The sequence below is a fragment of the Acidomonas methanolica genome (assembly GCF_004346035.1).
GTDB lineage: Bacteria > Pseudomonadota > Alphaproteobacteria > Acetobacterales > Acetobacteraceae > Acidomonas > Acidomonas methanolica.
On sequence record NZ_SLZN01000003.1, the window covers coordinates 130,335 to 155,370 of the forward strand.

The window sequence follows — 25,036 nt, forward strand, 5'->3', positions numbered from 1 at the left end:
ATAGGATCTCGGGCGCGCAACGCCAAATCCCGGTTCGTGCCCAGCGGCTCCTGGGGCGTCGTTTTTCAGGATCGGGGTTTCCAAAAGGGCGTGCTAGAGTCGCCATATGAGCGAGATGCGTTTCACCTCCACCGGACCGCAGGGCCACCGCGCCCGCATGCGCGCCCGCGTGCTGGGACATGGCGCGTCCACGCTGGCGGATTATGAACTGCTTGAAATGCTGCTGTTTCTCGGCATTCCGCGCCGGGATACGAAGCCGCTGGCCAAGGCGTTGCTCCAGCAGTTCGGTTCGCTGATCGGCGTGTGCCGCGCGCCCGGACGGCTGTTGCGGGAGGCCGGCCTGCCCGACGACGCCATCCGGGCGCTCCGCTTCCCCGCGATCGCGGCGGAACGTCTGGCGGGGGCGGAAATCCGCGCGCGTCCGGTGCTCGGGAACTGGGAGCAGCTTCTCGCCTATCTGGACAGCGCGATGCTGGGCGCGGCGGCGGGACAGTTGCGGCTATTCTATCTCGACAACCGCAATCGCCTTCTCGCGGACGAACTCTTCGACGAGGAGGAAGGAATCGCGGCCGCCCTGCGTCGCGCCTTGACCTTGCAGGCGACGGCGCTGATCGGATTCGAGATGGGTCGGGCAGGAGACGCGTCGCCCGCCTGCGGAGGTGAGCGGGCGGCGCTGTTACGCCGGTTGGAGGACGCCGGCCGCCCGCTCGCCCTTACCCTGCATGACGCGATCCTGATCGACGGGAGCGGACCGCGCAGCTTCCGTCAGGAAGGCTGGTTGTAGCCCCGGCCTCGGTGTTCGCCTCAGTTCGCGAGGCGGACGACCTTGTGGCCCGTCTTCGACCCCAGCTCGCGCGCGTCCAGCGTGCCGTCGGCGTCCGTATCGGCCGCCTTGAACTGCGAATCGACCGCCGAAAGATATTCGGTCTTGTCGAGCGTCCGGTCGTTGTCGGTGTCGTATTTCGCCACGGCGGCCTTGCCGCCCGCGCCCTTCAGTTCAGACGCGTCAACCGTGCCGTCATGATCGGTGTCGAGTGCCGTGAACTTCGCATCCGCGGCGGCTTTCGCCTCATCGACGCTGACCGTGCCGTCATGGTCGGAATCGAGGTGCTGCAATGCCGCCGATCCGCTCGCGGCGAAGGAGGCGGCGGGGACGAGCAGGCCGAGCCCGAGGAAGGAGGCCGCGAAAAATGAGGAAGAACGCATGGAACAGTCTCCTGAGGAGTGGAACTGCACCAAGATCTATGGACACGTCCGTGTGATCGCAAGAGCGCGCGGCACTATACATATAATATAATAAAAGACATATACAGTCATAAAAATAGCCGCGTCCCGGTTTGACTTCCGGTCTTCCCTGGAGCCTTGGCCCCCGCGTTTTTCAAGATCGGGGGTTTTTCAAGGGACGACCGCCCTTTGGCGGGACAAATCAGGCCGCGGGCCGATGCCGCCACGCCGCCGCAAGTTGTGCCCGGATCATCCCGCCGAGCGCCTCGGGCCGTTCGCACAGCACGTCCGCACCGGCGGCGGTGAGTTCCGCGTTGCCACCATACCCCCAGAGGACGCCGATCGTCCGCAGATGATTGGCCTGCGCGCCCGTGATGTCGAAGCGCCGGTCGCCGATCATGACCGCCTTGTTGGACGGGATGGCGTGGTCGCGCAGAATCCGCGCGATGAGTTCCGGCTTCTCCGCGCCGCTGTCATCCGGGTTCGCGCCGCAGATCTCGTCGAACAGCCGGTCCAGCCCGTGGGCTTGCAGAATGTCCCGGGCCAGGAAGGCGGGTTTCGAGGTGGCGGTGAAGAGCCGCGCGGGGGAGGCGGCGATGCGGTGCAGCAGATCGGCGATGCCGTCATAGAGCGGGGTCTGGAAGCGCCCATGGGTCTGGTAGCGGGCGCGGTAGATCTCGACCGCTTCCGCCACGCGATGCTCGTCATAGGGACGCAGGACTTCCTCCATGAGTTCGGCCAGAGGCGGCCCGACCACCCATGTCAGGTCTCGCGCGGGATCGGGCTCGTGGCCGAGGCGCGCGATCACGTGATGCAACGTCGAGACGATCCCCTGCCGGGAGTCGATGATCGTGCCGTCGAGATCGAAAAGAATGGCGGAGGCTGGATCGAGATCGTGAAAGGACGTCATAATCGCCTCATGATGCCTGCCGGGTGTCGGAAAAGCTAGGGGCCGGTCGTGTCCGGACCCTCGGGCAATGACTTCAGGACGAGGCGTGAAGACCATGGCGGAGGGATCGGAGGGGGAGAGCCTGACGTTTCCGGAGGCTGGGAGCGTTCAGGAGCCCTGGGTCGCGCTCCTGACCGGGCGCGGGCGTCATCTCGACGATGCGACGCTGATCCGCCTCTTCGTCCTCGTCGTGGCGGGGAAGGGCGAGCGGTCTGAGCGCCTCTCCGCGATCCTTCAGGCGCGCTACGGCACGTTTTCCGCGCTGCTTTGCGCGTCCGACGACGAATTGCGCGGCATTCGCGACATCGGGCAGCATCTGATCCCGATGGTGCGCGTGCTGCATGAGGCGGCCGTCCGCTATACGCGCGCGCGAATGGATGCGGCCGATGTGCTGGGCGACGAGGCGAGCCTGCTGGACTACCTCACCGCCCGGCTGGCGCGCGAGCCGGTCGAGCAGTTCCGCGTGCTGTTTCTCGGCGAGGGGCGCAGGCTGATCGCCGACGAGGCGCAGGCGCGTGGGACCGTCAACCATACGCCGGTCTATCCCCGCGAGGTCGCCCGCCGCGCCATGGAGCTGGGGGCGGCGTCCGTCGTGCTGGTGCATAATCATCCGAGCGGAGACCCGACGCCGTCGGAGGCCGATCTCGTCATGACCCGGCAGATTCAGGCCGGGCTGGCGGCGATCGGGATCGAGACGGCCGATCACTTCATCATCGGCAATGGGCGGCATATCAGCTTCCGGGCGCTCGACCTGCTTTGACGTGCATCCGCGAACGGGCGCTCGCCCTTTGGAATCCCTTGGTTTCGAACCTCAAGCCTGCGGGTTTCAGGATTCCCGCTGTCGGGCGAGCGGGCCGAGCGCCGCGCTGATCCCCGCTTCGCCCGGCAGCGCGCCGAAGGGGAAGCGGATGGTGACATGCCCCATCTTGCGCCCGGGACGCGCCTCCGCCTTTCCGTACAGATGCAGCGCCTGGCCCGGGCTGGCGAGGATGGCGTCGCACAGCGCCATGTCGTCCGGGCCGATCAGGTTTTTCATCACCGCATCGCCATGCCGCATGGCGGGGGGCAGCGGCAGCCCGGCCACCGCGCGGACATGCATCTCGAATTGATCCGCGAGACAGGCATCCATGGTCCAGTGGCCGGAATTATGCGGGCGCGGCGCGATCTCGTTGACGAGCAACCCGCCATCGGCCGTCACGAACATCTCGACGCCCATGAGCCCGACCAGTTCCAGCCCTTCGGCGACCCGCGCGGCCAGATCCTGCGCCGCGCGGGCCAGTTCCGGCGCGACCGGAGCGGGTGCGAGGCTGAGGTCGAGAATGCCGTTCCGGTGGATGTTCTGCGTCGCGTCGAAGCAGCGCACCGTGCCGTCGATCCCGCGCGCGACCATCACGCTGATCTCGCGGTCGAAATCGACATAGCCTTCGGCGATCAGCGGCCAGGGGGGGGCTGCGATGTCCAGCGCCGCGAATGCCGCCGCGTCGGGCAGGGGGAACTGACCCTTGCCGTCATAGCCGAGCCGGGTGGTCTTGAGGATCAGCGGAAAGCCGAGTGCGGCGATCGCGGCGTCAAGCTCCGCCGCGTCGCGCGCGGGACGCCATGGCGCGGTCGCCGCGCCGAGTTCCGCCAGGCGCGTTTTCTCGGCGATCCGGTCCTGACTCGTTTCGAGGATCGCACGGCCGGGACGCACCGGACGCAGGGATTCGAGCAGGGCCAGCCCTGTCGCCGACACATTCTCGAATTCGAAGGTCACGACATCGACATGCGCGGCGAAATCGCGCAACGCCGCTTCGTCGTCATACGCGCCGAGCGTGACGCCGCGCGCCACCTCGGCCGCCGGGCTGTTCGTCTCGGGCGTCAGGATATGGACGTGAAATCCCAGCCGCGCCGCCGCCATGGCGGACATGCGCCCGAGCTGGCCGCCGCCGACGATGCCGATCGTCGCGCCCGGGCGGAAGATCCGCGGCGCGCTCACCCTTCCGGCGTGTCCGCGACGGCCGCGGTCTGCATCGCGCGCCAGGTTTCCAGCCGCGCGGACAGGGCGGGGTCGGACAGGGAAAGGATCGAGGCGGCGAGGATGCCCGCGTTCAGGGCGCCGGACCGTCCGATGGCCAGCGTCCCGACCGGCACGCCGCCCGGCATCTGCACGATGGAGAGCAGCGAATCCATACCCTTGAGCGCGTGGGATTCCACCGGCACGCCGAGCACCGGCAGGATGGTCCAGGCCGAGACCATGCCCGGCAGATGCGCGGCCCCCCCGGCGCCGGCGATGATGACCTTGAGTCCGCGCCCCTGCGCCCCGCGTGCGTAGTCCGCCAGGCGATCTGGTGTCCGGTGCGCCGACACGATGCGGACCTCATGCGGCACGTCCAGCCCGCGCAGGAAATCGGCCGCCGCGCGCATGGTCTCCCAGTCCGACTGGCTGCCCATGACGAGGCCGACCAGCGGGGCGCCAGCGAGCGGATCGACTTCGGCCAGCGGGGAGGCTCTCTCGCTCATCTTGTCACTCAGGTCTTTCATTCGCGTTGCATTCGCGTGCCTGGAGCCGGGAAGACATCAGGCGATATTATCAGGGATCAGGGAGTTTTCGATATAGGTGATCTCGTCCTTGAGCAGGAGCTTGCGCTTCTTGAGCCGCTGAAGCTGAAGCTGGTTCAGAGGATGCTGCACGAGGCGCTCGATGACGGTGTCGAGATCGCGGTGTTCGCTCCGTAATTCATGCAGGCGGCGCAGCAGCGTCTCCTGATCGCCAGACATCATGATTGGTCCGGTTCCCCTCTTCGGCAGCCCGTTTCCCGGCCGTCAGGCCCGAAAAAACGGACATATCATGCTGTTGGCGTTCCGATCCAGCGTTCAGCCGTTGCCGTCCTCAATCTCCGGCATGACGACCGGCGCGACCTGCCCCTCGCGGGCGAGTCTCTCATTGGCCGCCGCGACGGCGGCGTTCAGATCCGACTGGCTGCACAGGCCGAGAATGACGGGATCGCGCGGTTTGATATTGGCGCTGTTCCAGTGCTGGCGATCGCGGACCTTGGCGATGGTGTCCTTCGTGGTGCCCAGCAGCTTGATGATCTGCGCCTCGTTGAGCTGCGGAAACTGGCGCAGGACGAAGGCGATCGCATCCGGGCGGTCGTTGCGTTTGGCGATCGGGGTGTAGCGTGCGCCCTTGGCGCGGCGGGCGACGGGATTGGACGTGCCGGCCAGGCGCAGGCGCGCCTCGGAATCCTTTTCGCAGCGCGCGATTTCCTCAGCAGTTACCTGGTGATTGGCGATCGGATCATAGCCGTTGATTCCCGCCGCGACCTCGCCGTCGGCGATCGCCTGCACCTCGAGCGGGTGCATGCCGCAGAATTCGGCGATCTGGGTGAAGGTCAGGGCTGTCTTCTCGATAAGCCAGACAGCCGTGGCCTTCGGCATGAGGGGAAGCGTCATTGTCTCGAATCATCCTGCGGTGAGGGTCTGCGTCCGGTGCGGCGCCGCCGCAGGTGCCGAGAGGATCGGAAAGACGCGCCCCGCCGGAGCAAGGGCTTCGCGGCACCTGCTGAATGCGCTGCGAAGATGGCTGAGGATATGGCGGTTGATCGCGCGCCGGGTCAAGGGCTTTCCGCCGGAAAGGGTGCGGAAAAAAGAGCGGGCCCCGGCAGGGGCCCCGCAACGAAAAGGAGGGTTCGCCCTCCTTTTCATCATGCGTCTTTGCGTCACGCGGCCAAGATCGTGCCGCTCCTTCTGGCCGCCCCTTCAGGCCGCATGGGCCGGAACGGTTTCATTGGCGGCCTCAAGCGTCACGGCAGCCGGCGCGCCCGCGGTGATGGGAATGCGGCGCGGCTTGAGCGCCTCAGGCGTCACGCGGCGGATGGCGATGGCGAGCATGCCGTTCGTCAATGTCGCCTCGCCGATCTCGATATGGTCGGCCAGCACGAAGCGGCGTTCGAACGCACGGGTCGCGATGCCGCGATGCAGGATTTCCCCCTTGCGGGCCGGTTCGGGGACCGCGCCGCGAATGACCAGCGTATTATCCGCGAGCGTGACCTCGACATCCTCCGGGCTGAACCCGGCCAGCGCCATGGTCAGTTCGTAGTCGTTCTCGCCGGTCTTTTCGATGTTGTAAGGGGGATAACCCGTGCCCGCAGGCACGCTGGCCGCGCTGTCCACAAGTCGCGCGAGACGGTCGAAGCCGATCGCGGTACGGAAAAGCGGCGCGAAATCATAGGTCATAAGAACCTCCTCCAAGGCAGATTCATCTCTTGACGGCCTCCGGAACGGCAGGCCGCCATATTTGCTGTCATCGCGGCCCGTTTGCCGGCACCGCGATGAAACCGAGATTGTGCCGCGCCCCGGTTTTTCAAGAGGGGCGCCGGAGGGGGAGGGAGGAAGCGGCTTACTTGTTCGTGCGCGCGCCGATCCCGGCGAAACGCTTGTTGAACTTCGCGACCTGTCCGCCGGAATCGATCATGCGATGCACGCCCGTCCAGGCGGGATGGGATTTCGGGTCCACGTCGAGACGCAGCGTGGCGCCCGCGCTGCCATAGCAGGAACGGGTCTTGTACTCGGTGCCATCCGTCATGATGACGTTGATCTCGTGGTATTCAGGGTGAATGCCGGACTTCATGATATTCTCCTCGGGGGCTCCGATGCCGACCGGAGCGATCCGCGCGCTCTTATAGGAAAGTCGTCGGCGGGGAAACCTTATAATGGGGGTCGGATCGTGAAAAGACACGCGCAAGGAAATCGGGCGGAACGGCGGCATCGTTCATTTTCATGAAGCACCTTTCGGAAAAATGAGCGATTCGTTAAGCTCGGCGGCGCGCCTACGCCCTGTCTTGTCATTAAGGAGATCCATATTGTGAGCATGAGTCCGTCGAAACTTCACGTCCCCGGATGGGTGGCCGAATTCAAGGCCTTCATCATGCGTGGCAATGTGATCGACCTTGCCGTCGGCATCATCATCGGCGTGGCCTTCACCGCCATCGTCAACAGCCTCGTCAAGGACATCCTGACGCCGTTCATCGGCCTGCTCACCGGCGGGATCGACTTCACCAACATCTTCTGGACGCTCAAGGGGCCGGTGGAGCCGACCCTGACCGAAGCCCAGAAAGCCGGGGCGGTGACCGTCAATCTCGGCGTTTTCCTCAACGCCCTCATCCAGTTCGTCATCGTGTCCTTCGCCATCTTCTGGCTGGTGAAGATCATTTCCAAACTGCATCGCAAGGCTGAGGCGGCGCCTCCCGCGCCCAGCTCGACCGACGTGCTGCTGACCGAAATCCGCGATCTCCTCGCCCGCGATCGCCAGCCTCCTGCGGTCTGACGCTCCCGGCCGGGCTTGGCCCGGCCGCACGGATGGGACAGGATGCGGCCGCATGACGTGTTTCCGCATTCTGCTCCCGGCCTTCGCTCTCCTCTCGCTCTCCGCCTGCGCGACGCAGGGGCGTGGCGATCTGATGGCGTCGCGCACCCCCGACACCTTGTTGACGAGCTATCTCGTGGCGACCGGCATGGTCGAGCACCGGCTGGTCGCCCGGATCGCCGCGCGTCAGGCCACCCGCCAGGACGTCGATCTGGCCGTCGCCGTCGATCATAATGCCTGGACCATGGTGCGCCGGGCCATTCTCCAGCCGAGTCCGGAGAATATGCGGCGGGCGGATGACAGCCTGCGCCAGTTGCTCCAGCAGGCGCCGGAACCTTCGCCTCCCGCCGCCGCGCTTCCCGTCGCCTCACCCTGACCTTGCCCTGATCCTGTCCCGGCCTTGATCGCGCGCCCGTCTGGCCGCGTTTCGGTTCAGCGCGCCTGACGCAGCCGTTTCTCGCCCATCAGCAACAGAAGAGGGGCGGCGATGAAGATCGAGGACGACGTGCCCACGACGATGCCGAAGAGCATCACGGTCGCGAAACCCGCCAGAGTGTGGCCGCCGAACAGGGCCAGCGGCAGGGCGGCGAGGAACACGGTCGAGGACGTGCCGAGCGTCCGGTTCAGCGTCTCGTTGATCGACAGATCGAGCAGTTCCCGCAACGGCATCGTGCGGTATTTCCGCAGGTTCTCGCGCACGCGGTCATAGACCACGACCTTGTCGTTGGTGGAATAGCCGAGGATGGTCAGGATCGCCGCGACCATCACCAGATCGAATTCGAAACGCGTGACGGCCAGAAAGCCGACGGTTTTCGTCAGGTCGAGGATCAGGGTGACGACGGCGGAGATGGCGAATTCGCGCTCGAACCGCACCCAGATATAGATGAGGATCATCACGAGGCTGCATCCGAGCGCCAGCAATCCGTCGCGGAACAGTTCGCTTGACACGGTCGCCCCGACCGCGTCCGCCCGCAGGATCTGCGTGCCGGGCTGGGCCTGGGCCACGGCCTTGCTGACGGTATCGACGAGATGCTGCGTCTCGGCTTCCTGAGCGGGGCCGGAGGCGGGCGAATCGAGCTGGATCAGCACGTCGTCCGCCGCGCCGAAACGCTGGATGCCCGCCGCCGTGACATGGACGGCCGCCAGGGCCTGTCGCAGCCTGCCGAAATCCGCCGGCCCTTGCGTGCGCGCCTCGATCACCACGCCGCCGCGGAAATCGAGCCCGAGCTTCAGGCCGGGATGGAAGAACAGCACGACGGAAAGCAGCGAGAGCACGGCGGACGTCGCCAGCCCGGCATAGCGCCCGCGCATGAACGGGATGCGCTTGTCGTCGCGAACGAAGCGGAAGAGGGGATGGGACAGCATGGACGATCAGACCGGCAGTTCGGAGGGACGGGTGAGGGCATACCAGCGCACCACGAGCAGACGCGACAGGACGAGCGTCGTGAAGAGCGTGGTGACGATGCCGATGGTGATCGTCAGGGCGAAGTTGCGCACGGGCCCGGTGCCGAAGACGAACAGCATCACATGGGCGAGGAACGCCGTCGCATTGCTGTCCACGATCGTCCCGGTCGCGCGTTCGAAGCCGACCTGCAACGCCGCCAGCGGCGCGCGTCCGCGCTTCACCTCCTCGCGGATGCGCTCGTTGATGAGGATGTTCGCATCCACCGCCATGCCCAGCGTGAGCAGCATGCCCGCCATGCCGGGCAGCGTCAGGGTGGTCTGGAAGAGTGTGAGGATCGCCGTCATCAGGACGAGGTTCGCCACCAGAGCGAGATCGGCATAGAGGCCGAAGCGCGCATAGAAGAGCAGCATGAAGAGCATGACCAGAACGAGGCCGAGAGCGAGGCTGATCGCTCCCGCGCGGATCGAATCCGCGCCGAGCGACGGGCCGATGCTGCGTTGTTCGATGACCGCGAGCGGCGCCGGGAGGGCGCCCGCGCGGAGCATCAGGGCGAGATCCGTGGCCGACTGCGCGGTGAAGTTGCCGGTGATCTGGCCGCGGCCGCCCGGGATCGGCCCCTGGATGACGGGGGCCTCGATCACCTTGTTGTCCAGCACGATGGCGAAGCGTTGGCCGACATTGCTCGCCGTGGTGTTGGCGAAGGCGGCGGCTCCGGCGTGGTCGAAGGCGAAGTCCACGGCCCAGTTGCCGGTCTGCTGGTCGATGACCGCGCCGGCATTGGTCAGGTCCGCGCCGTCCACCTCGACATGGTCCATGACCGGCAGGGTCTGGCCGGTGCTGATGTCCGGCAGCAGGGTGACACCGGGCGGGGCGACCGTGCCGCTGACGGGGGGAGCGACGAGGCGGAAGGTCATCTTGGCCGTGGTGCCCAGCAGCGTCTTGATGCGCTCGGGATCGCTGATGCCGGGCAGTTCGACGACGATGCGGTCATCGCCCTGGCGTGCGATCGAGGGGTCGATCGCGCCCGTGCCGTCGATCCGGCGGCGGACGATCTCGATGGATTGCGTCAGCGCCTCGCCCGCCCGCCGGGCGAAGGCCTTCTGGCTCAGCGTGATGACGATCCGGTCCCCGGTTGCCGACCCGGTCCCCGGCCCTGCTCCTGCCATCGAGACGGAGAATTCACCCGGCATGGTCTGCGTCATGTCGGCCACGGCCTGACGGGCCGCCGCGGCTTCCGACGAATCGCGCGGCTGGAAGCTCAGACTCCGCGTCGCAGGATCGCGCCGGAAATCACGATAGCCGAGTCCCTTGGCGATCAGCGCCTGCCGCGCGCCGTCTTCCAGCGTTTGCAGCCGGTCGGCGACGAGGCTCTTGCGGTCGATCTGGAGCAGCAGGTACGAGCCGCCGCGCAGATCCAGCCCGAGATGGATCTGCCGCCAGGGGAGGTGCGGAGCGGGAGCGCGGAAGAAATTCGGCAGGCAGAGCAGGACGCCCAACAGGCAGATGCCGAGTGCGCCCAGCATTCTGGCGCGGCTGTAATACATCATCGACGGCGCTGGACCCTTCCGCAGACAGCGTTCGGCGCGGCGGAGACCGCGCAATCAGGGCGCGAAGATGCCGATAGCCGCGCCGGAAGGCAACTGCCGCATGCGATCGTCATGACAGAAGATCGTGCGGCTGCTACAGCAAGGGGCATGAAACGAGAGTCGCACGCCGCGCGCCGGCTTCGCACGGGCATTGTCGGAGCCGGGCATTTCGGCCGGTTCCATGCGTTGAAATCGCGGGACGCGACCCGCGAGGATCTGGTGGCGCTGTTCGACCCCGATCCCGGGCGCGCGGCCCTCGTGGCGCGCGAGGCGGGATGTGCGGCCGCCCCGTCATTCGAGGCGTTGCTGGACGAGGTCGAGGCCGTGATCGTCGCCGCCCCGGCGGAGCATCATTTCCCGCTCGCCACGGCCGCGTTGCGGGCCGGGCGGCATGTTCTGGTGGAAAAGCCCGTCGCCGCGACGGTCGAGGAAGGTGCTGCGCTGGTCGAGCTGGCGGAGCGCGCCGGGCTGGTGCTTCAGGTCGGGCATCTCCTGCGCTATTCCGCCGAGCATCGCGCCATTTCCGAGCGGATCGGCCGTCCGCTTTATATCGAGGCGACGCGCATCGCGCCCTTCAAGCCGCGCGGCACGGATGTCTCGGTCATTCTCGATCTGATGATCCATGATCTCGATCTCGTGCTCGCGCTGGTGAACAGCGCGATCGAGTCGGTGGACGCGCTCGGCGTCGCCGTGTCCTCGGCCCATGAGGACATCGCCAATGCGCGCGTGCGCTTCGTCAATGGCTGTGTTGCGACCATCACCGCCAGCCGCATCTCGCTCAAGACGGAGCGGCGGATGCGGATTTTCTCGGAAGAGGGCTATTTGTCCGCCGATTTCATGCAGCGGGAACTCAGCTTCATCGGCCGTGAGCGCGGTTTGCCGCTGCCCGGCACCGGCGGATTCCGGCGCGAGGCGGTGCGGTGGGACGATCATGACAGTCTGAGCGCGGAACACGAGGCGTTCGCTGCTTCCTGTCTCGACGGCGCGCCCGTTCTGGTCGATGGGCGGGCGGGGCTGCGGGCGCTGGATGCGGCATTGCGGGTGAAGGCCAGCATGGACGCGACGCGGCACAGGATGAGCGAATCGGGGCTGATCGGCGAGTAGACGTCCGGTCCCGGGATTTGATGGCGCGCTTCCTCTTCCGAAGAGAACGCCAGAGAGAACGACGACGCGCCCCGGGCGCGGAACGGCGCTAAGTTCGTTCCAGCTCTTCCCGCTTCGTCTCCAGTTCGATCCAGCGTTCCTCCGCCTGCGTGAGGTCCGCCTGCCGCGTTTCCAGCGTGGCGGTGAGGGTCTGGAAGCCCGCCGGATCGCGCTGATAGAGCGCCGGATCGGCGAGTTTTTCGCGCAGGGCGACGATCTCGGCTTCGATGGCCGCGATTTCGCCCGGCAGGCTGTCCAGCACGCGCTGGTCCTTGTAGCTCAGTTTCTTCTGGGCGCGTTGCGGCTTCCCTCCCGGCGAGGCGGCGACCGGACGAAAGGTGTCGCGTCGTGGCGCGCTGTCGGGGCGCTGGGCCAGCATGTCGCTGTAGCCGCCCGCATATTCGATCCACTTGCCGTCGCCCTCCGCCACAAGGACAGATGTCGCCACGCGGTCGAGGAAATCGCGGTCATGGCTGACCAGCAGGACGGTTCCGGCGTAGTCGGCCAGCATCTCCTGCAACAGATCGAGCGTTTCGAGATCGAGATCGTTGGTCGGTTCGTCCAGCACGATGAGGTTGGACGGGCGGGCGAGCGCGCAGGCGAGGGCGAGACGGCCGCGTTCGCCGCCCGAGAGACTGCCGACCGGCGTGCGCGCCTGTTCCGGGCGGAAGAGAAAATCCTTCATGTAGCCGATCACGTGACGCTTCTCGCCGCCGACCTGCACCATGTCGCCCGAGCCGCCCGTCAGCGTGTCGGCGAGGGTCATGGCGGGATCGAGCGCAGCGCGGCGCTGATCCAGCGTCACGAGGGAGACGGAGGGGCCGAGCGTGACGGTCCCGGCGTCCGGCGCCATCTCCCCGGTGAGCAGATGCAGCAGCGTCGTCTTGCCCGCGCCGTTCGCCCCGACGATGCCGAGCCGGTCGCCGCGCAGCACGCGGAGATCGAGGTCGCGCACGATGGCGCGATCGCCATAGCTCTTCCCCACGTTCTCGGCGGCGATCGTGATCTTGCCGGTCGTCTCGGCGTCGCTGACGCTCATGCGCATCTGCGCCGGGCCGCGCGCCATCTCCTTGCGTCGCACCCTGAGGGCGGCGAGTTCGGCGACGCGGCGGACGTTCCGCTTGCGCCGCGCCGTCACGCCGTAGCGCATCCAGTCCTCTTCGCGGGCGATCCGCCGGGTGAGCTTGTGCGCCTCGGTTTCTTCCTGCTCCAGCACCTCCTCGCGCCAGGACTCGAACCGCGCGAATCCCTGCTCGAGTCGGCGCGTCACGCCCTGGTCGAGCCAGACCACGGCGCGGGAGAGCGTCTCCAGCAGCCGACGGTCGTGGCTGATGACGATCATCGCGGCGCGCGAGGCGATGAGTTCCTTTTCCAGCCACGCGATGGCGGGCATGTCGAGATGATTGGTCGGCTCGTCGAGCAGCAGAAGGTCCGGGCGCGAGGCCAGCGCGCGGGCCAGGGCCGCCCGGCGCGCCTCGCCGCCCGAGAGGCTTCCGGCCGTTTCGCCGCCGGAAAGTCCGAGTTCCGCCAGCATGGCGCGGGCCTGGAACTGCTCCGCTTCCTCCAGCCCGGCGCTGACATAGTCATAGGTCGTGGAGAAGCCCGAAAGATCCGGCTCCTGAGCGAGGTAGAAGGCGCGCGCGCCGGGCTGGAGGAAGCGCGTGCCCGAATCGGCCTGCACCTCTCCCGCCGCGAGTCTCAGCAGGGTGGATTTGCCCGAGCCGTTGCGTCCGACGAGGCAGACGCGCTCTCCCGGCTGCACGCCGATGGCCGCGCCGTCGAGCAGCGGACGGCCGCCGAGGGAATAGACGATATCCTGGAGGAGAAGCAGAGGAGGGGCCATGCCCGCTTATGTGTCGCGGAGCCGGTGCGTGCAAGCGGGGGGCTTGTCGGGCGTGCGGTTTGAACTTCCGGCGGGGGGCCTGCGTCAGGGCTCTTTCAGAAGGCCGTCAGCCCGCCCGTGACGGCCTGATAGGTGGTGATCGCGAGGGTCAGCGGCTCGAAGGGTTTGGTGATGACGAAGGAGGGCTCTTCCGTCTCGCTGGTCAGCAGGCGCTCGGGATAGGCGGTGACGAAGACGACCGGGATGTCATGCGTCTTCATGATGCGCCGCACCGCCTGCATGCCGTCCCCGCCCGCGCCGAGATTGATGTCGGCGAGGATGAGCCCGGGACGCAGGGTGGAGGCGAGGCGCACGGCGTCGGCCTCCGTATGGGCGACGGCGGCGACGGCGTGACCGCATTCCTCCACCACGTCCTGAATGTCCATGGCGATGATCGGCTCGTCCTCGATGATGAGCACGCTGGTCGAGGCCGTGCGGCGCAACCCGTCATGCGCCTTGGCCAGTTCTTCCAGCGCCTCTCCTTCCTTCATGCCGAGGATGCGGGTGGCGGAAGGCAGGGACAGACCCTCCAGCGCGGTGAGCAGCAGGAGCGCGCGTTGCGTGAAACTCAGGCCGGCGGTGGCTTTTGTCACGCGCGCCGCGCAATGTTGAGCCACGCGCCGATACAGGTTATGCCGTATCGGGAGACCGTCCCCCTCTTCGGCGAGCAGATTCTCCAGGGACAGCTTGACCAGTACGTCGCCCTCTTTCTGGCTTCCGGCCAGCGCCCTTCCGAAGCGTCGGCCATAGGGCAGGGCCTGGACGAGTTCCTGGCGTCTGGCGTCCATCATGAGGTCAGATCTCCCGGCCAATCTGCCTGCGCTCATCGCGTGCGGAGGCAGGGCCGGGCGGAATTATGGCATTTCTGCATCGGAACGCCAACATCACGACGCTGACATCCGCCGGTGCCGCGTCGCTCGGAGGTTTTTCCCCTTCATGTCCAGCAGAGCCCGTCCGGCCGCGCCTGTTCTGCCTCCCGCAGGAGGGTGGTCCTCCGTGCGGCAAGGGCTGGCGGCGCTGCTGCCGGATCTGCGCGGCTTCGCGCGCTTCCTCACGCGCGATCCGGCGGCGGCGGACGATCTCGTGCAGGACACGATCGTTCGCGCGCTCGCCGCGCAGGCGCAGTTCATGCCGGGCACGTCCCTCAAGGCCTGGCTGTTCACGATAGAGCGCAACGCCTTCCACGAGCATTGCCGGCGCCATGCGCGGGAAAAGGAAATCGTGGGCGACATGGAAAACGCCGCGCGGGAGAATGGCGGCGAGAACGGCGGCGCGCCGATGACCGACCAGATGCTCGACCTGCATGACATGCTATGGCAACTGCCGGACGAATACCGCGTGGCGCTCATTCTCGTCGGCGCTCAGGAACTGACCTACGAGGAGGCCGCGCAGATCTGCGACGCGCCCCTGGGGACGATGAAGGCGCGGGTCTCGCGGGCGCGGTCGAAACTCGCCGCTCTGGCCGGCGCGGCACTTCCAGATGATGAAAAATACAATAAAATCAATGAAATATAAAATTCTTGCGGGAAGTGTCCGATTTTTCTCCCGCCCCGGCAACCTTTCCGGCGCGCCGTTCATTGATCTGGCAGAAGCTTATTGAAGCGAAGGATCAGACCATGACGACGCAGACCTTTCACGATCAGGTCATCGCCATTCTCCCGAAGCTCCGTATCCAGGCGCTGTCCCTGGCCCGCAACCGCGCCGCCGCGGACGATCTGGTGCAGGACGCCGTCTGCAACGCGCTGGCCGCCCAGGACAGTTTCATTCCCGGGACGAATTTCTCGGCCTGGATGCATCGCATCCTGCGGAACCGCTTCATTTCCGATCTCCGCAAGCGCCGCGACACGGCGGATATCGACGACGTGCCCGCCTCCTCCTTCGCGACCAATCCGACACATGAGGACAATCTGGCGCTCAAGGATCTGTCCATGGCGCTGTCCCGCCTGCCCGCCGACCAGCGCGAGGCGCTCGTCATGGTCGTGGTGCAGGGCATGAGCTACGAGGAACTGGCGGAAGCCAGCGGATGCGCCGTCGGCACGGCCAAGAGCCGCGTGTTTCGCGCCCGCCGCCAGCTTGAGGCCTGGATGACCGGCGATCTTCCGACGAATGATAAATTGCGCGTGCGGGTGACGGCTTTGCGCGCGGTCCTCGACCAGCGCCGCCGCGAAGGGCACGACGATGAGGATCTTCTCTCCTTCTGATCTCCGGTCGGCAAACCTCGGGGCGTGGGGTGGCTGTCTGTCCGGTAACGGAGGATCGCATGGGCCGCATGACGCCGACAGCGCTTTCATGCTCCCGCAGCTTCAGGCCCGCGGTACGGGGAAAGCAACGTTGCTTCTTGAGTTCATGGCGGCGAAACCATAGACGGCGGGAAGAATAGTATTACGGGGTCGGGCCGTGCTGGATGCTAATTCGGAAACCGGGGGTAGACAGATGAGCGGGGGGAAGGACGGCAAGGAGCCCGCGGCCCGTCCCGACCCGGAGTCTGCGTTCGACCTGTGGTTGAAGAGGGGCCTGCACCAGCTTTTCGACAGCGTCGCCAATGAGCCGGTGCCGGAAGAACTGTTGCGCCTGATCGATGAAGATCGGGAGGGCAAGGAAGAGGGTGAGACGTAAGGCTCATTCCCGGAAGCGGGCCCGGGGACGAGGTGTCTGATGTGGTCATTCGGCCTGCCCAGGCTCTTCGACACGGTCGGCACGAGAGTGATGGCGCTCATCATGGGCACGACCATGCCGCTCGCGTTGATTGCCGGTCTTCTCGCCTGGCACAGCTATCTCGCGACCATATCGGAGAGCGCGGGGCGCGTCGCGATGGCGGCGAATCTCGTGCGCGGCGAGTTGGTCAGCGATCTCGCGCGGACGCGGATGGCGTTGCGCATTTTCCTTACCTCGGGCGTCGTGTATCAGGATGTCCCGCGTGCGGCGGACATGCTCGAAACCCTGTCGCCCGGAAGCTACTGCATTTTCGCATTGATCGGGCAGGATGGCCGGATCCTCCAGTCCTTCGGGCATAATGGCGACAGCACCCTGCGATGCGGCCGTCTCGTCATCGCGCGGGAAGACGCGGTCTCATGGCTGAGGCCGGGGCCGGGCGACGCGCGGCAGGACGTGACCCTGCTGCCGGAAAAGATGACGCCGCTGGTGCGCGTGGCGGCCCCCGTCTCCTATCTCGATGCCGAAAACCGGCGCCGGAACGGCACCATCGTGGCGGTGGAGGCGCTGTCCATCGACGCGCTGCGCGCCATGACGACGGAGATGCGCACGAGCCCGTCATATAATTCCGTGGAGATCTGGATCGCGTCCAGCACGGTCGATCCCGTGCTGCTCGCCCGTCCCTTTTCCTCGGGCGAAACGGGCTGGAGCAGGCCGGCGCTCGATCGGGCGCACGCGCTCTTCGCCGCCGGGGGCAGAAGCAGCGGCTTTCTCGAGGCGGGGACGTATTACGCCGTTGCTCCGCTCATCGGCGACATGATGATCGTCGCGCGGTCCTCCCGGAACGAGGCGGAGCAGCGGGCGCTCAATCTGTTTCTCGCGCGGGTGCTGCTGATCGTGGCGCTGCTGGGGCTGGAATTCGTGGCCGTCGCCTATGCGGCGCATGCTTATGTGGTCGCGCCGCTGGAGAAACTGGCCACGGCGGTGACGGACTGGCGAAGGCGGAACGTCTTCGAGGTCGCCGAATCGCGCGCCTTGCCGCTGGAGATCCGTCATCTTGAGCGGGCGTTCCGCCGCGCCATCGGGCGACTGGCCAGACATGAGGAGCGTCTGCGGCGCGCCGGGCGGCAGCAGGAGGCGCTGATCCGCGAGATTCATCACCGGGTGAAGAACAATCTTCAGATCGTCGCCTCCCTGCTCAATCTCCAGGCGAACCGGGCCACCGACACCGAGGTGCGTGAGGAGTTCCAGCTCGTGCGCGACCGCGTGCGGGCGCTGGCGACGCTGCATCGCTATCTCTATCCCGAAGGCGGCATCGCCGCCCTCGATATCGTGGCGTTTCTGGAAGAGCTGTGCGGCCAGATCTATCTCTCCCAAGGGGTGGCGACGAATGGGCGCGTCAGGCTGCGACTCGAGGTCGAGCCTGTCCCCTTATCGCCGGACCAGGCCGTGCCGCTCTCCCTGATCGTCAACGAGACGGTCAATAACGCCCTGCGGCATGCGTTCCCTGCCGGGCGAACCGGGGAGATCCTCGTTTCGCTGAAGCAGACGGGCGACGGGCGCTGCGTCCTGCGCGTGCGTGACAACGGGGTTGGGCTGAGCCAGGCGAGCGAGACGGCGCTGCGGGAGAACCGCAAGGGACTCGGCATCCAGCTCGTGCGGGGATTCGCGCGGCAGATGCATGGCGAATTTCATATCGACACGGATGGCGGCACCTGTTTCGAGGTGAATTTCGTTCTCACGGAACCTCCCGCGCGGGGAGCGGCCTCCCTCCTGTCCGATCCGCCCGCCCTGCGCGGGCTGGCGCACGGGCTGGCGCGCGGAGCGGGCGAGAAGTAAAACTTCGCTTAGAAACTACGGAAAGCCCTGTTCCCGACGCGTGGGGGCTTCTATATGCCCGGTTCATGAAAAGCGCCGACAAGACCCTGACCCGCGCCTGGGTTCGCGCGCAATCGCGCCCCGCGCGCCGCGCCGCGTCGCCGGCCGTGTTCGCCGGGCTGGCTTCCACCGCGCTCGGCGTCGCGCAGGCCGGGCTGATCGCCACAGCGCTGGCCGCGGTGCTGACCGCCGTTGGCGTGCCCGACCGCCTGCTCGCGGCGCTCGCGCTCGTTCTGGTTCTGCGGGCGCTATTCGGTCTTGCGCAGGAACGCGCGGCCGCACGGGCGGGAATCGTGGCGCGGCGGCGGCTGCGCGGGTCGTTCCTGCGCGCGGTCGTGGCCGCCGGACCGCCCCTGCTGCGTCGTCAGCACAGCGCGGCCGTCGCCGGGACGATCGTGGACCGGGTCGATCTGCTGGACGGGTATTTTTCCCGCTGGATTCCGGCGGCCACGCTGGCGACGGCCGGTCCGTTGATCGTGCTCGCGGGCGTGTGGTGGCTGAGTCCGCGCGCGGTATGGGTGTTTGTCTGTTGTGGACTGGCGGTGCCGGTCGGGCAGGCGGTGTTCGGGATCGGGGCGGCGCGCGCGGCGCGCGGGCAGTTCCTCGCGATGATGCGGCTCCAGTCGCGCTTTCTCGACCGGCTGCGCGGCATCGCGACGGTCGTTCTGGCCAATGCGGAGGAGCGGGAGGCCGTTGCGTTGGGACAGGCGGCGGATGACCTGCGGCGGCGGACGATGACGATCCTTCGCGTGGCGTTCCTGTCCTCGGCGGCGATCGACGTCGCGATGGTGGCGGCGATCGTCGGCGTGGTGCTGCTCTATCGCCATGATCTCGCCGCCGCATTGAGCGGTCATCCGGGGGGCGGGCATGCGGCCGGAACCGTCGCCTCGGCGCTCGCCGCGCTGCTTCTGGCACCGGAATTCTTCGCCCCTCTGCGCGCCATGGCGCTCGCCTATCAGGACCGCGCCCAGGCCGCGAGCACGGCAGAGGCCGCGCGGGATCTGGAGAGCGCGGTCGAGTTGGGGAGCGAATCTCCCGATTTCGGATCGGGGGTCACGCTCGTCGTCGAGAACGTCACCTATGCCTGGGCTGCCGATCGCGGACCCGCCCTGCGCGATGTGAGTTTCACCGCCGGACCCGGGGATATCCTTGTTCTCGACGGGCCGTCGGGAGCGGGGAAATCCACGCTGGTCGAAGTGCTGCTCGGCTTCGTGCAGCCGCAATCCGGGCGCGTTCTGCTCAACGGATGCGATCTGGCGGATATCGCGCCTGCCGCCTTGTCGGGCGCTATGGGCTGGGTGGGCCAAAAGCCGGTGCTCTTCGCGGGCAGCCTGCGCGACAATCTGCTGTTCGCGCGGCCGGACGCCAGCGCGGAGGCGCTCGACCATGCCGTCCGCGCCGCGGCGATCGACCGCTTCCTGCCGCTGTTGCCGGAGGGGCTCGAGACGCGGGTCGGCGAGGGCGGTTTCGGCCTCTCCGGCGGTCAGGCCCAGCGGATCGCGCTGGCGCGCGCGATTCTCAAGGACGCGCCCCTGCTGCTGCTCGACGAACCGACCTCCCATCTGGACCCCGAGACGGAGGCGGTTGTCGTCGACGCCCTGCGTCACGTCGCGCGCGGGCGGACGGTGGTGCTGTGCAGTCATTCCGCCGCGCTGCGGGCGCTCGGGACGCGTCGGCTCGATCTGGCGCGGGGCGTGCTGATGGAGGCCGCGGCATGAGCAGGATGTCCTCGCCCCGTCCAGCTCTCTCCGCTTCCGCCGCCCTGCGCGAGATTGCGGGCGTGTGGACGCCCTATCGCGGGCGGCTGCTGTCGGGCATGGCGATCTCGCTTCTGGCGCTGGCGTGCGGCTATCTCCTGATGGGCAGCGCAGGCGCGCGCCTGGCCGGGCTTGTGACCGGGGTGGCGGTGAGCACGCTGCTGCTGCGCGTCGGCGGGCTGGGGCGGATCATCCTGCGCTATGCCGAGCGGCTGTACGCCCATGATGCGATGTTCCGCGCGCTCGCGGCCCTGCGCGTCTGGTTCTATCGCCGTCTGGCGGCGGGGGCTGCGGCGGGGCTGGGCTTCCGCCGCGCGGGCGATCTGCTGGCGCGGTTGGTGGGCGATGTCGAGACGCTGGACGGGCTGTATCTGCGTCTGGCCCTGCCGGTCGCCGGTCTGTGCGTGAGCCTGCCGCTGCTGGTCTGGCTGGGCTGGCGGGTCGCGCCGATGATGGGGCTGGGGCTGGGCGGGCTTTTCCTGTGCGGGGCGGTGGTTTTTCCGCTTCTCGCGGCATGGATGGCGCGGGGGAGCGCGGCCGAGGTTTCGGCGGCGGAGTCCAGCCTGCGCGTGGCGGCGCTCGATCTCGCCACCAGCCTGCGCGAGGCGCGGGTCTTCGGGGCGGAGGCGCGGCTGGTCACGGCCGTCCAGCGCAGGGAGGAGGCGCTGTACGCCGCCCAGACGCGTCAGGGGCGTCGCCTCGCCGTGGCGGGATTCTGTGCGGGTCTCTGCGGTCAGGCGGCGCTCCTGCTGGTGTTGGCCGCGCTGGGCGGGGTGCTCTTGCCGGGAAATCTCGTGCTGGGGGTCGCGCTGCTTTTCGTGGTCATCGCGGCGTTCGAGAGCATTCAGGGACTGACGCGGGCTGGGTTGCTGGCGGCGCAGATCGGCCATGCGGCCCGTCGGGTCGTCGAGATCGCGCATGAGGGACCGGCGACGGAATCGGGGCTGGTGATCGCTCCGATGACGGGCGAGATCGTCTTTCGCGACGTGTCCTTCTCCTGGCGGGACGAGCCGCGGCACGCCGCGCGGCCGCCGGTCTTCACCCATCTCGACCTCAGCGTGCGGGCCGGGGAACGCGTCGCATTGATCGGGCCGTCCGGGGCGGGGAAATCCTCGCTGGCGGCGCTGTTGCTCAAGGTCGCCGCGCCGACGGAGGGGACGATCAGCTTCGGCGGCGTCCCGCTCTCCGAGCTGGATACGGCGTCGCTGCGGGCGCGGATCGGGTGGCTGTCGCAGGCGACGCATCTCTTCGACGACACGATTCGCGCCAACCTGCTCCTGACCCGGCCCGACGCCGGGGACGAGTCGCTCTGGCGGGCGCTGGACGCGGCGGAGATCGGCGATTTCGTGCGCGCCCTGCCGGAGGGGCTGGATAGCTGGGTCGGCGAGGGCGGCGCCCGGCTCTCGGGCGGGCAGGGGCGTCGCATCGCCCTGGCGCGTACCCTGCTGGCGGAGACGCCGGTGCTGGTTCTGGACGAGCCCGCCAACGGGTTGGACGCGGAGACGGAGCGCGCTTTCCTGGCCACGCTCAATCGCATCAGCCGGGGACGGACGGTTCTGCTGATCGCGCATCGACTGGTCGGGGTGGAGCAGTTCGACCGCATCTTGCGGATTGCGGACGGGCGGATCGAGTCCGTCCCGCTCTGACCCGTGGGACGGCTTCACCGAAAATCCACCGGAGACACGTTACACGAAACGGATGAGTTGACGCGGGGCGCGGGGCGCGGCACGAACAGGCTGCACTGACACCGGCGTTCGGGAGCGCATGCTCAAGGATGCGAAACAAAGGAAATCGTCAGATCATGTGTCGTTCGTCCCTGTTGGGTCTGTCCTTGATGGCTGTGGCGTTTCTCGGAGCCTGCACGTCCGGCTCCGGGCGGGACCGCTATCCGGTCTTCTTCGAGGCCGGCTCGACCACGATTTCGCCCGTGGGCGCGCAGATCGTCGCCCAGGCGGCGGCGGAGGCGCGGGCCAGCAACGCGAAGGTCGTGGAGGTGGTCGGCCATGCGGCGGCGCATGGCACCAATCTTTCCGCCGAGGAACTGCTTGCCGTCGATCGCGCGAAGGCCGTGGCGGCGGAGCTGACGAAGGACGGCGTCGGCGGCGCGCAGATCACGCAGATCGCCCATCCGCCGCATAACAGCCAGGCCGGCACGGTGGCGTCGCGCTATGTCTCGATCGAGATCGATCCCGCGACGCCGTGATCGCCCGGTGCCCGGCGTTCTGAATGTGTGACGCGGCGGCGGAAACCGCCGCCTTCCGTCCGGCGGCCGCGCGCGATCCGCTCGCGGTGCTGCATGAGGTGTTCGGCTATACCGCGTTTCGCGGGTTGCAGGACGAGGTCATCGCCGCCGTCATGGCGGGGGAGGACGCCCTCGTCCTGATGCCGACGGGCGGGGGGAAAAGCCTCTGCTATCAGGTGCCCGCCCTGTGCCGGGAGGGCATGGGGATCGTCGTCTCTCCGCTCATCGCCCTGATGGACGATCAGGTCGCGGCATTGAGGCAACTCGGGGTGAACGCGGCGGCGCTGCATTCCGAACTGGCGGCGGAGGAGCTGGGCCGTCTGCGCGCCGATCTCTCGGCCGGGCGACTCGACATTCTCTATATTTCGCCCGAGCGGCTGCTTTCGCCCGGCACCACGACGTGGCTGGCACGGCGGCGCGTCTCGCTCATCGCCATCGACGAGGCGCATTGCATCTCGGCCTGGGGGCACGAGTTCCGCCCCGAATATCGCGGGCTGGCCGCGCTGCCCGAATCCTTTCCCGGCGTGCCGCGAATCGCGCTGACGGCCACGGCCGATCCGCGCACCCAGGCGGATATTCTCGCGGCGCTGGGCATGACGGCGGCGCGGCAGTTCCATTCCAGCTTCCATCGGCCCAACCTCTTCATCGCCGCGCGCGCGAAGGGGCAGGAGATCCGGCAGGTCGAGGCGGCGCTGGCGCCGCATCGGCAGGCGGCGTCCATCGTCTATTGCGGCAGCCGCAACAAGACCGAGCGTGTGGCGCAGAGCCTTCAGGCGCGCGGTTTCACGGCGCTGGCCTATCATGCGGGTCTCGCGCCGGACAGGAAGCGCTCCGCGCTCGACCGTTTTCGCAGCGGAGAGCCGATGGTGATCGTCGCGACGATCGCCTTCGGCATGGGAATCGACCGGCCGGACGTGCGGTGCGTCGTGCATCTCGACATGCCCGCCTCGCCGGAAGCCTATTATCAGCAGATCGGGCGGGCGGGGCGGGACGGGGCGCGGGCCGACACGCTGCTGCTCTATGGCGGGGAGGACATCGCCCGCGCGCGGCACTGGCTGGAGCAGTCCAGCGCGCCGGAGAGCGAGAGACGGGTGATGCAGGCGCGTCTCGAAAGCATGATCGCGCTGACCGAGACGGTCTCCTGCCGCACGCAGGGGCTGCTCTCCTGCTTCGGCGAAAATCTGGCCGAGCCCTGCGGCCATTGCGACAACTGTCTTGCGCCGGTCTCCACCTTCGACGGGTCGGAGGCGGCGCGCATGGCGCTTTCGGCCATCTACCGCACCGGCCAGCGTTTCGGCGCGGTTCATGTCACCTCGGTCCTGCGCGGCAAACTGACCGAGGCGGTGGAGCGTCACGCGCATCAGCATCTGACGGTGTTCGGCATCGGCAAGGAGCGCAGCGAGGCGTGGTGGCGCGCGACGATCCGGCAGCTCACCGCCCGGGGCGCGCTGCGGATCAGCGGCGAGCACGGTGCTTTGGCCATCGTGCCGGAGATCGCGCGGCCCATCCTGCGTGGCGAGGAAAGGATCATGTTGCGCGAGGAGCCGGCGGATTCGCTCCGTTCGGCGCCGCGCCGTCCGCCGAGCCTGGAGGACGCCCTGCCCGAGGAGGCGCGCGGGCGGTTCGACGCCTTGCGCGCCTGGCGGCTCAGGGAGGCGAAAGCGCAATCCATCCCGCCTTACGTCATCCTGCATGATTCCGTGTTACGCGAGATCGCGATCCAGCGCCCGGCTTCCCTTCAGGCGCTGGGTCTCATGCGCGGCATGGGCGCTTCGAAATTGTCCCGCTACGGGGACGGGTTGCTGGCGGTGCTGGCCGGGGATTGAGGCGTCGGCGGCGGGCGGTCGTCATCGGCGGCGACCATGGGGAAATCGACGGTCTTCGACGACCCGCCGAGGAACGAGAACGTGAAAGGGACGTGGGCGCCGACGGCGATGTCCTGCCGGATCTCGCGGCAGAGCAGGTGATAGCCTCCCGCCGAGAAAACCATGGTGAGGCCATGCGGCAGGGCGAGGTGGGTGAAGAGGTCGTCCGTGTGTTCGGGCATCTCCAGATCGGTGTTGCGCGCGACGAGCGAGTTGCAGACCGGCGAGGACACGCCCGAGAGAAGGTGATTCTGCCTGCCTGAATTGGTGATCGACATCATGACCAGCCCGACGCCGTGATTCATCCGGCCATAGCGGACCATGCCGTTGATCAGAATATCGTGTGCCGCGTCTTTCTGGTTGGTCGAATCGGCGTCCGAACTGTGCGACGTCAGCAGGCCGCCCGTGTCGCTGTCCGCCGCCAGGGCGACAGGGGGCGCCGCCAGAGCCAGGAGAAGCGCGAGCATTAAGGTTCTGCAATAGCCTTGCTTTGGCGTCACCAATGGGCTCCTTAGCTGTTCTGTCCCGTTTAACGCGCTGAAGCGGCTGGCGTGCTCCCGGCGCGGCGTTTTTTGGAGAAGAGATGCACTGCCCGTTCTGCGGCCATGAAGACACGCAGGTCAAGGACAGCCGCTCCACGGAGGATGGGGCGGCCATTCGCCGTCGCCGCGTCTGCGCCGCCTGCGGCCAGCGCTTCACGACGATCGAGCGCGTGCAGTTGCGCGAACTGACGGTCGTCAAGATGGACGGGCGACGCGTGCCGTTCGATCGCGACAAGCTGGCGCGCTCCATCCGCGTCGCGCTGCGGAAGCGGCCCGTGGACGAGGAGCGGCAGGAGCGCATCGTCAACGGTCTGGTGCGCCAGCTCGAAGCCTCGGGCGAGACGGACGTGCCGAGCGCGCGGATCGGAGAAATGGCGATGGATGCCCTGCATGCGGTCGATGGGGTGGCGTATGTGAGATTCGCCAGCGTTTACAGGGATTTCCGCGAGGTCGAGGCGTTCTCCAAACTCCTGACGGACATGAAGCCGGGCGAGGAAGATGCAGCATCCCCCTTGCCTCGGGAGGAGGACCGGCGGCAATAACGCCGCAATCGCGCCGTCAGGCGTC

Annotated in this window: 27 protein-coding genes; 14 read left to right on the forward strand and 13 right to left on the reverse strand. The window is 67.5% G+C overall.

Going from position 1 to position 25,036, the window contains the following annotated elements:
• Positions 1 to 106 precede the first annotated feature (106 nt).
• The gene (locus EDC31_RS03985) at positions 107 to 784 is read left to right on the forward strand and encodes a JAB domain-containing protein (protein WP_042056001.1); all 678 of its coding nucleotides are present in this window, start codon (positions 107 to 109) and stop codon (positions 782 to 784) included.
• 20 nt (positions 785 to 804) lie between these two features.
• Here EDC31_RS03985 and EDC31_RS03990 read toward each other — a convergent pair whose 3' ends face one another.
• Together EDC31_RS03990 and EDC31_RS03995 are read right to left on the reverse strand one after the other, a co-directional pair.
• Positions 805 to 1,206 (reverse strand): EF-hand domain-containing protein, encoded by a 402-nt coding sequence (locus EDC31_RS03990; protein WP_042056002.1) that lies wholly within the window; start codon positions 1,204 to 1,206, stop codon positions 805 to 807.
• A 220-nt stretch (positions 1,207 to 1,426) separates the two neighbouring features.
• Positions 1,427 to 2,134 carry an HAD hydrolase-like protein gene (locus tag EDC31_RS03995; RefSeq protein WP_042056005.1) on the reverse strand — a complete coding sequence of 236 codons (708 nt, stop codon included), beginning with the start codon at positions 2,132 to 2,134 and terminating at the stop codon, positions 1,427 to 1,429.
• A gap of 67 nt (positions 2,135 to 2,201) precedes the next feature.
• On the opposite strand from EDC31_RS03995, the gene EDC31_RS04000 reads away from it, so the two are divergent.
• Positions 2,202 to 2,933 (forward strand): JAB domain-containing protein, encoded by a 732-nt coding sequence (locus tag EDC31_RS04000; RefSeq protein ID WP_052511596.1) that lies wholly within the window; start codon positions 2,202 to 2,204, stop codon positions 2,931 to 2,933.
• Positions 2,934 to 2,999: 66 nt separating this feature from the next.
• On the opposite strand, the gene EDC31_RS04005 is transcribed toward EDC31_RS04000, so the two are convergent.
• From EDC31_RS04005 to rpmE, 6 genes are all read right to left on the reverse strand, one after another.
• Positions 3,000 to 4,148, reverse strand: coding sequence for a 5-(carboxyamino)imidazole ribonucleotide synthase (locus tag EDC31_RS04005; protein ID WP_042056007.1), 1,149 nt, complete (start codon positions 4,146 to 4,148; stop codon positions 3,000 to 3,002).
• A complete protein-coding gene (purE, locus tag EDC31_RS04010; RefSeq protein ID WP_042056009.1) occupies positions 4,145 to 4,672 on the reverse strand; it encodes a 5-(carboxyamino)imidazole ribonucleotide mutase in 528 nt (175 codons plus the stop codon). Before purE ends, EDC31_RS04005 begins: the two co-directional genes overlap by 4 nt.
• 57 nt (positions 4,673 to 4,729) lie before the next feature.
• Entirely contained in the window at positions 4,730 to 4,930 is a 201-nt protein-coding gene (locus EDC31_RS04015; protein ID WP_042056141.1) for a YdcH family protein, read from the reverse strand.
• A gap of 96 nt (positions 4,931 to 5,026) precedes the next feature.
• On the reverse strand, positions 5,027 to 5,605 hold the full coding sequence (locus EDC31_RS04020; protein WP_042056012.1) for a DUF1013 domain-containing protein: 579 nt from the start codon (positions 5,603 to 5,605) through the stop codon (positions 5,027 to 5,029).
• 306 nt (positions 5,606 to 5,911) lie between these two features.
• Positions 5,912 to 6,388, reverse strand: a complete 477-nt coding sequence (locus EDC31_RS04025) for an Hsp20 family protein (RefSeq protein ID WP_042056015.1) — start codon at positions 6,386 to 6,388, stop codon at positions 5,912 to 5,914.
• A gap of 163 nt (positions 6,389 to 6,551) precedes the next feature.
• The gene (gene rpmE, locus EDC31_RS04030; protein WP_042056143.1) at positions 6,552 to 6,782 is read right to left on the reverse strand and encodes a 50S ribosomal protein L31; all 231 of its coding nucleotides are present in this window, start codon (positions 6,780 to 6,782) and stop codon (positions 6,552 to 6,554) included.
• Positions 6,783 to 7,022: 240 nt separating this feature from the next.
• Between rpmE and mscL the strand changes: the two genes are divergently transcribed.
• Together mscL and EDC31_RS04040 are read left to right on the forward strand one after the other, a co-directional pair.
• Positions 7,023 to 7,478 carry a large conductance mechanosensitive channel protein MscL gene (mscL, locus tag EDC31_RS04035; protein WP_042056017.1) on the forward strand — a complete coding sequence of 152 codons (456 nt, stop codon included), beginning with the start codon at positions 7,023 to 7,025 and terminating at the stop codon, positions 7,476 to 7,478.
• A gap of 52 nt (positions 7,479 to 7,530) precedes the next feature.
• Positions 7,531 to 7,893 carry a hypothetical protein gene (locus EDC31_RS04040; protein ID WP_042056019.1) on the forward strand — a complete coding sequence of 121 codons (363 nt, stop codon included), beginning with the start codon at positions 7,531 to 7,533 and terminating at the stop codon, positions 7,891 to 7,893.
• 56 nt (positions 7,894 to 7,949) lie between these two features.
• Here the strand turns inward: EDC31_RS04040 and secF are convergent, their stop codons facing one another.
• Positions 7,950 to 8,882 (reverse strand): protein translocase subunit SecF, encoded by a 933-nt coding sequence (gene secF, locus EDC31_RS04045; protein WP_042056021.1) that lies wholly within the window; start codon positions 8,880 to 8,882, stop codon positions 7,950 to 7,952.
• A gap of 6 nt (positions 8,883 to 8,888) precedes the next feature.
• Positions 8,889 to 10,469, reverse strand: coding sequence for a protein translocase subunit SecD (gene secD / locus EDC31_RS04050; protein WP_408735050.1), 1,581 nt, complete (start codon positions 10,467 to 10,469; stop codon positions 8,889 to 8,891).
• A gap of 147 nt (positions 10,470 to 10,616) precedes the next feature.
• On the opposite strand from secD, the gene EDC31_RS04055 reads away from it, so the two are divergent.
• Positions 10,617 to 11,612 (forward strand): Gfo/Idh/MocA family protein, encoded by a 996-nt coding sequence (locus tag EDC31_RS04055; protein WP_042056025.1) that lies wholly within the window; start codon positions 10,617 to 10,619, stop codon positions 11,610 to 11,612.
• An 88-nt stretch (positions 11,613 to 11,700) separates the two neighbouring features.
• Here EDC31_RS04055 and EDC31_RS04060 read toward each other — a convergent pair whose 3' ends face one another.
• A complete protein-coding gene (locus EDC31_RS04060) occupies positions 11,701 to 13,494 on the reverse strand; it encodes an ABC-F family ATP-binding cassette domain-containing protein (protein WP_042056027.1) in 1,794 nt (597 codons plus the stop codon).
• 95 nt (positions 13,495 to 13,589) lie between these two features.
• Entirely contained in the window at positions 13,590 to 14,324 is a 735-nt protein-coding gene (locus EDC31_RS04065) for a PhyR family response regulator anti-anti-sigma factor (RefSeq protein WP_042056030.1), read from the reverse strand.
• Positions 14,325 to 14,541: 217 nt separating this feature from the next.
• On the opposite strand from EDC31_RS04065, the gene EDC31_RS04070 reads away from it, so the two are divergent.
• From EDC31_RS04070 to recQ, 8 genes are all read left to right on the forward strand, one after another.
• Complete coding sequence (locus tag EDC31_RS04070) at positions 14,542 to 15,048, forward strand: sigma-70 family RNA polymerase sigma factor (RefSeq protein ID WP_132126924.1); 507 nt, start codon at positions 14,542 to 14,544, stop codon at positions 15,046 to 15,048.
• Between the two features lie 101 nt (positions 15,049 to 15,149).
• Positions 15,150 to 15,734, forward strand: a complete 585-nt coding sequence (locus EDC31_RS04075) for a sigma-70 family RNA polymerase sigma factor (RefSeq protein ID WP_042056146.1) — start codon at positions 15,150 to 15,152, stop codon at positions 15,732 to 15,734.
• 232 nt (positions 15,735 to 15,966) lie between these two features.
• Positions 15,967 to 16,149, forward strand: a complete 183-nt coding sequence (locus EDC31_RS04080) for a NepR family anti-sigma factor (protein ID WP_042056035.1) — start codon at positions 15,967 to 15,969, stop codon at positions 16,147 to 16,149.
• A gap of 39 nt (positions 16,150 to 16,188) precedes the next feature.
• Positions 16,189 to 18,024, forward strand: a complete 1,836-nt coding sequence (locus EDC31_RS04085; protein WP_052511598.1) for a sensor histidine kinase — start codon at positions 16,189 to 16,191, stop codon at positions 18,022 to 18,024.
• Positions 18,025 to 18,089: 65 nt separating this feature from the next.
• A complete protein-coding gene (cydD, locus tag EDC31_RS04090) occupies positions 18,090 to 19,781 on the forward strand; it encodes a thiol reductant ABC exporter subunit CydD (protein WP_042056037.1) in 1,692 nt (563 codons plus the stop codon).
• Positions 19,778 to 21,466: a thiol reductant ABC exporter subunit CydC gene (gene cydC / locus EDC31_RS04095; protein ID WP_042056039.1), complete on the forward strand. Its 1,689-nt coding sequence runs from the start codon at positions 19,778 to 19,780 to the stop codon at positions 21,464 to 21,466. Before cydD ends, cydC begins: the two co-directional genes overlap by 4 nt.
• Positions 21,467 to 21,621: 155 nt before the next feature.
• Positions 21,622 to 22,023, forward strand: coding sequence for an OmpA family protein (locus EDC31_RS04100; RefSeq protein ID WP_042056041.1), 402 nt, complete (start codon positions 21,622 to 21,624; stop codon positions 22,021 to 22,023).
• 23 nt (positions 22,024 to 22,046) lie between these two features.
• Positions 22,047 to 23,888, forward strand: a complete 1,842-nt coding sequence (gene recQ, locus EDC31_RS04105; protein ID WP_042056044.1) for a DNA helicase RecQ — start codon at positions 22,047 to 22,049, stop codon at positions 23,886 to 23,888.
• Here the strand turns inward: recQ and EDC31_RS04110 are convergent.
• The gene (locus tag EDC31_RS04110; RefSeq protein ID WP_052511602.1) at positions 23,849 to 24,394 is read right to left on the reverse strand and encodes a copper chaperone PCu(A)C; all 546 of its coding nucleotides are present in this window, start codon (positions 24,392 to 24,394) and stop codon (positions 23,849 to 23,851) included. The two genes, recQ and EDC31_RS04110, sit on opposite strands and share 40 nt — an antisense overlap.
• Positions 24,395 to 24,510: 116 nt before the next feature.
• Between EDC31_RS04110 and nrdR the strand changes: the two genes are divergently transcribed.
• Entirely contained in the window at positions 24,511 to 25,011 is a 501-nt protein-coding gene (gene nrdR, locus EDC31_RS04115; RefSeq protein ID WP_042056046.1) for a transcriptional regulator NrdR, read from the forward strand.
• The last annotated feature ends 25 nt before the right edge of the window (positions 25,012 to 25,036 follow it).

What these genes read in the sequence shown, in the direction of transcription:
- EDC31_RS03985 (WP_042056001.1), top strand. Translation starts at nt 107, where the DNA reads ATGAGCGAGATGCGTTTCACCTCCACCGGACCGCAGGGCCACCGCGCC.
- EDC31_RS03990 (WP_042056002.1), bottom strand. Translation starts at nt 1,206, where the DNA reads ATGCGTTCTTCCTCATTTTTCGCGGCCTCCTTCCTCGGGCTCGGCCTG.
- EDC31_RS03995 (WP_042056005.1), bottom strand. Translation starts at nt 2,134, where the DNA reads ATGACGTCCTTTCACGATCTCGATCCAGCCTCCGCCATTCTTTTCGAT.
- EDC31_RS04000 (WP_052511596.1), top strand. Translation starts at nt 2,202, where the DNA reads ATGACTTCAGGACGAGGCGTGAAGACCATGGCGGAGGGATCGGAGGGG.
- purE (WP_042056009.1), bottom strand. Translation starts at nt 4,672, where the DNA reads ATGAGCGAGAGAGCCTCCCCGCTGGCCGAAGTCGATCCGCTCGCTGGC.
- EDC31_RS04015 (WP_042056141.1), bottom strand. Translation starts at nt 4,930, where the DNA reads ATGTCTGGCGATCAGGAGACGCTGCTGCGCCGCCTGCATGAATTACGG.
- EDC31_RS04020 (WP_042056012.1), bottom strand. Translation starts at nt 5,605, where the DNA reads ATGACGCTTCCCCTCATGCCGAAGGCCACGGCTGTCTGGCTTATCGAG.
- EDC31_RS04025 (WP_042056015.1), bottom strand. Translation starts at nt 6,388, where the DNA reads ATGACCTATGATTTCGCGCCGCTTTTCCGTACCGCGATCGGCTTCGAC.
- rpmE (WP_042056143.1), bottom strand. Translation starts at nt 6,782, where the DNA reads ATGAAGTCCGGCATTCACCCTGAATACCACGAGATCAACGTCATCATG.
- mscL (WP_042056017.1), top strand. Translation starts at nt 7,023, where the DNA reads ATGAGTCCGTCGAAACTTCACGTCCCCGGATGGGTGGCCGAATTCAAG.
- EDC31_RS04040 (WP_042056019.1), top strand. Translation starts at nt 7,531, where the DNA reads ATGACGTGTTTCCGCATTCTGCTCCCGGCCTTCGCTCTCCTCTCGCTC.
- secF (WP_042056021.1), bottom strand. Translation starts at nt 8,882, where the DNA reads ATGCTGTCCCATCCCCTCTTCCGCTTCGTTCGCGACGACAAGCGCATC.
- secD (WP_408735050.1), bottom strand. Translation starts at nt 10,469, where the DNA reads ATGATGTATTACAGCCGCGCCAGAATGCTGGGCGCACTCGGCATCTGC.
- EDC31_RS04055 (WP_042056025.1), top strand. Translation starts at nt 10,617, where the DNA reads ATGAAACGAGAGTCGCACGCCGCGCGCCGGCTTCGCACGGGCATTGTC.
- EDC31_RS04060 (WP_042056027.1), bottom strand. Translation starts at nt 13,494, where the DNA reads ATGGCCCCTCCTCTGCTTCTCCTCCAGGATATCGTCTATTCCCTCGGC.
- EDC31_RS04065 (WP_042056030.1), bottom strand. Translation starts at nt 14,324, where the DNA reads ATGATGGACGCCAGACGCCAGGAACTCGTCCAGGCCCTGCCCTATGGC.
- EDC31_RS04075 (WP_042056146.1), top strand. Translation starts at nt 15,150, where the DNA reads ATGACGACGCAGACCTTTCACGATCAGGTCATCGCCATTCTCCCGAAG.
- EDC31_RS04080 (WP_042056035.1), top strand. Translation starts at nt 15,967, where the DNA reads ATGAGCGGGGGGAAGGACGGCAAGGAGCCCGCGGCCCGTCCCGACCCG.
- EDC31_RS04085 (WP_052511598.1), top strand. Translation starts at nt 16,189, where the DNA reads ATGTGGTCATTCGGCCTGCCCAGGCTCTTCGACACGGTCGGCACGAGA.
- cydD (WP_042056037.1), top strand. Translation starts at nt 18,090, where the DNA reads ATGAAAAGCGCCGACAAGACCCTGACCCGCGCCTGGGTTCGCGCGCAA.
- cydC (WP_042056039.1), top strand. Translation starts at nt 19,778, where the DNA reads ATGAGCAGGATGTCCTCGCCCCGTCCAGCTCTCTCCGCTTCCGCCGCC.
- EDC31_RS04100 (WP_042056041.1), top strand. Translation starts at nt 21,622, where the DNA reads ATGTGTCGTTCGTCCCTGTTGGGTCTGTCCTTGATGGCTGTGGCGTTT.
- recQ (WP_042056044.1), top strand. Translation starts at nt 22,047, where the DNA reads ATGTGTGACGCGGCGGCGGAAACCGCCGCCTTCCGTCCGGCGGCCGCG.
- EDC31_RS04110 (WP_052511602.1), bottom strand. Translation starts at nt 24,394, where the DNA reads ATGCTCGCGCTTCTCCTGGCTCTGGCGGCGCCCCCTGTCGCCCTGGCG.
- nrdR (WP_042056046.1), top strand. Translation starts at nt 24,511, where the DNA reads ATGCACTGCCCGTTCTGCGGCCATGAAGACACGCAGGTCAAGGACAGC.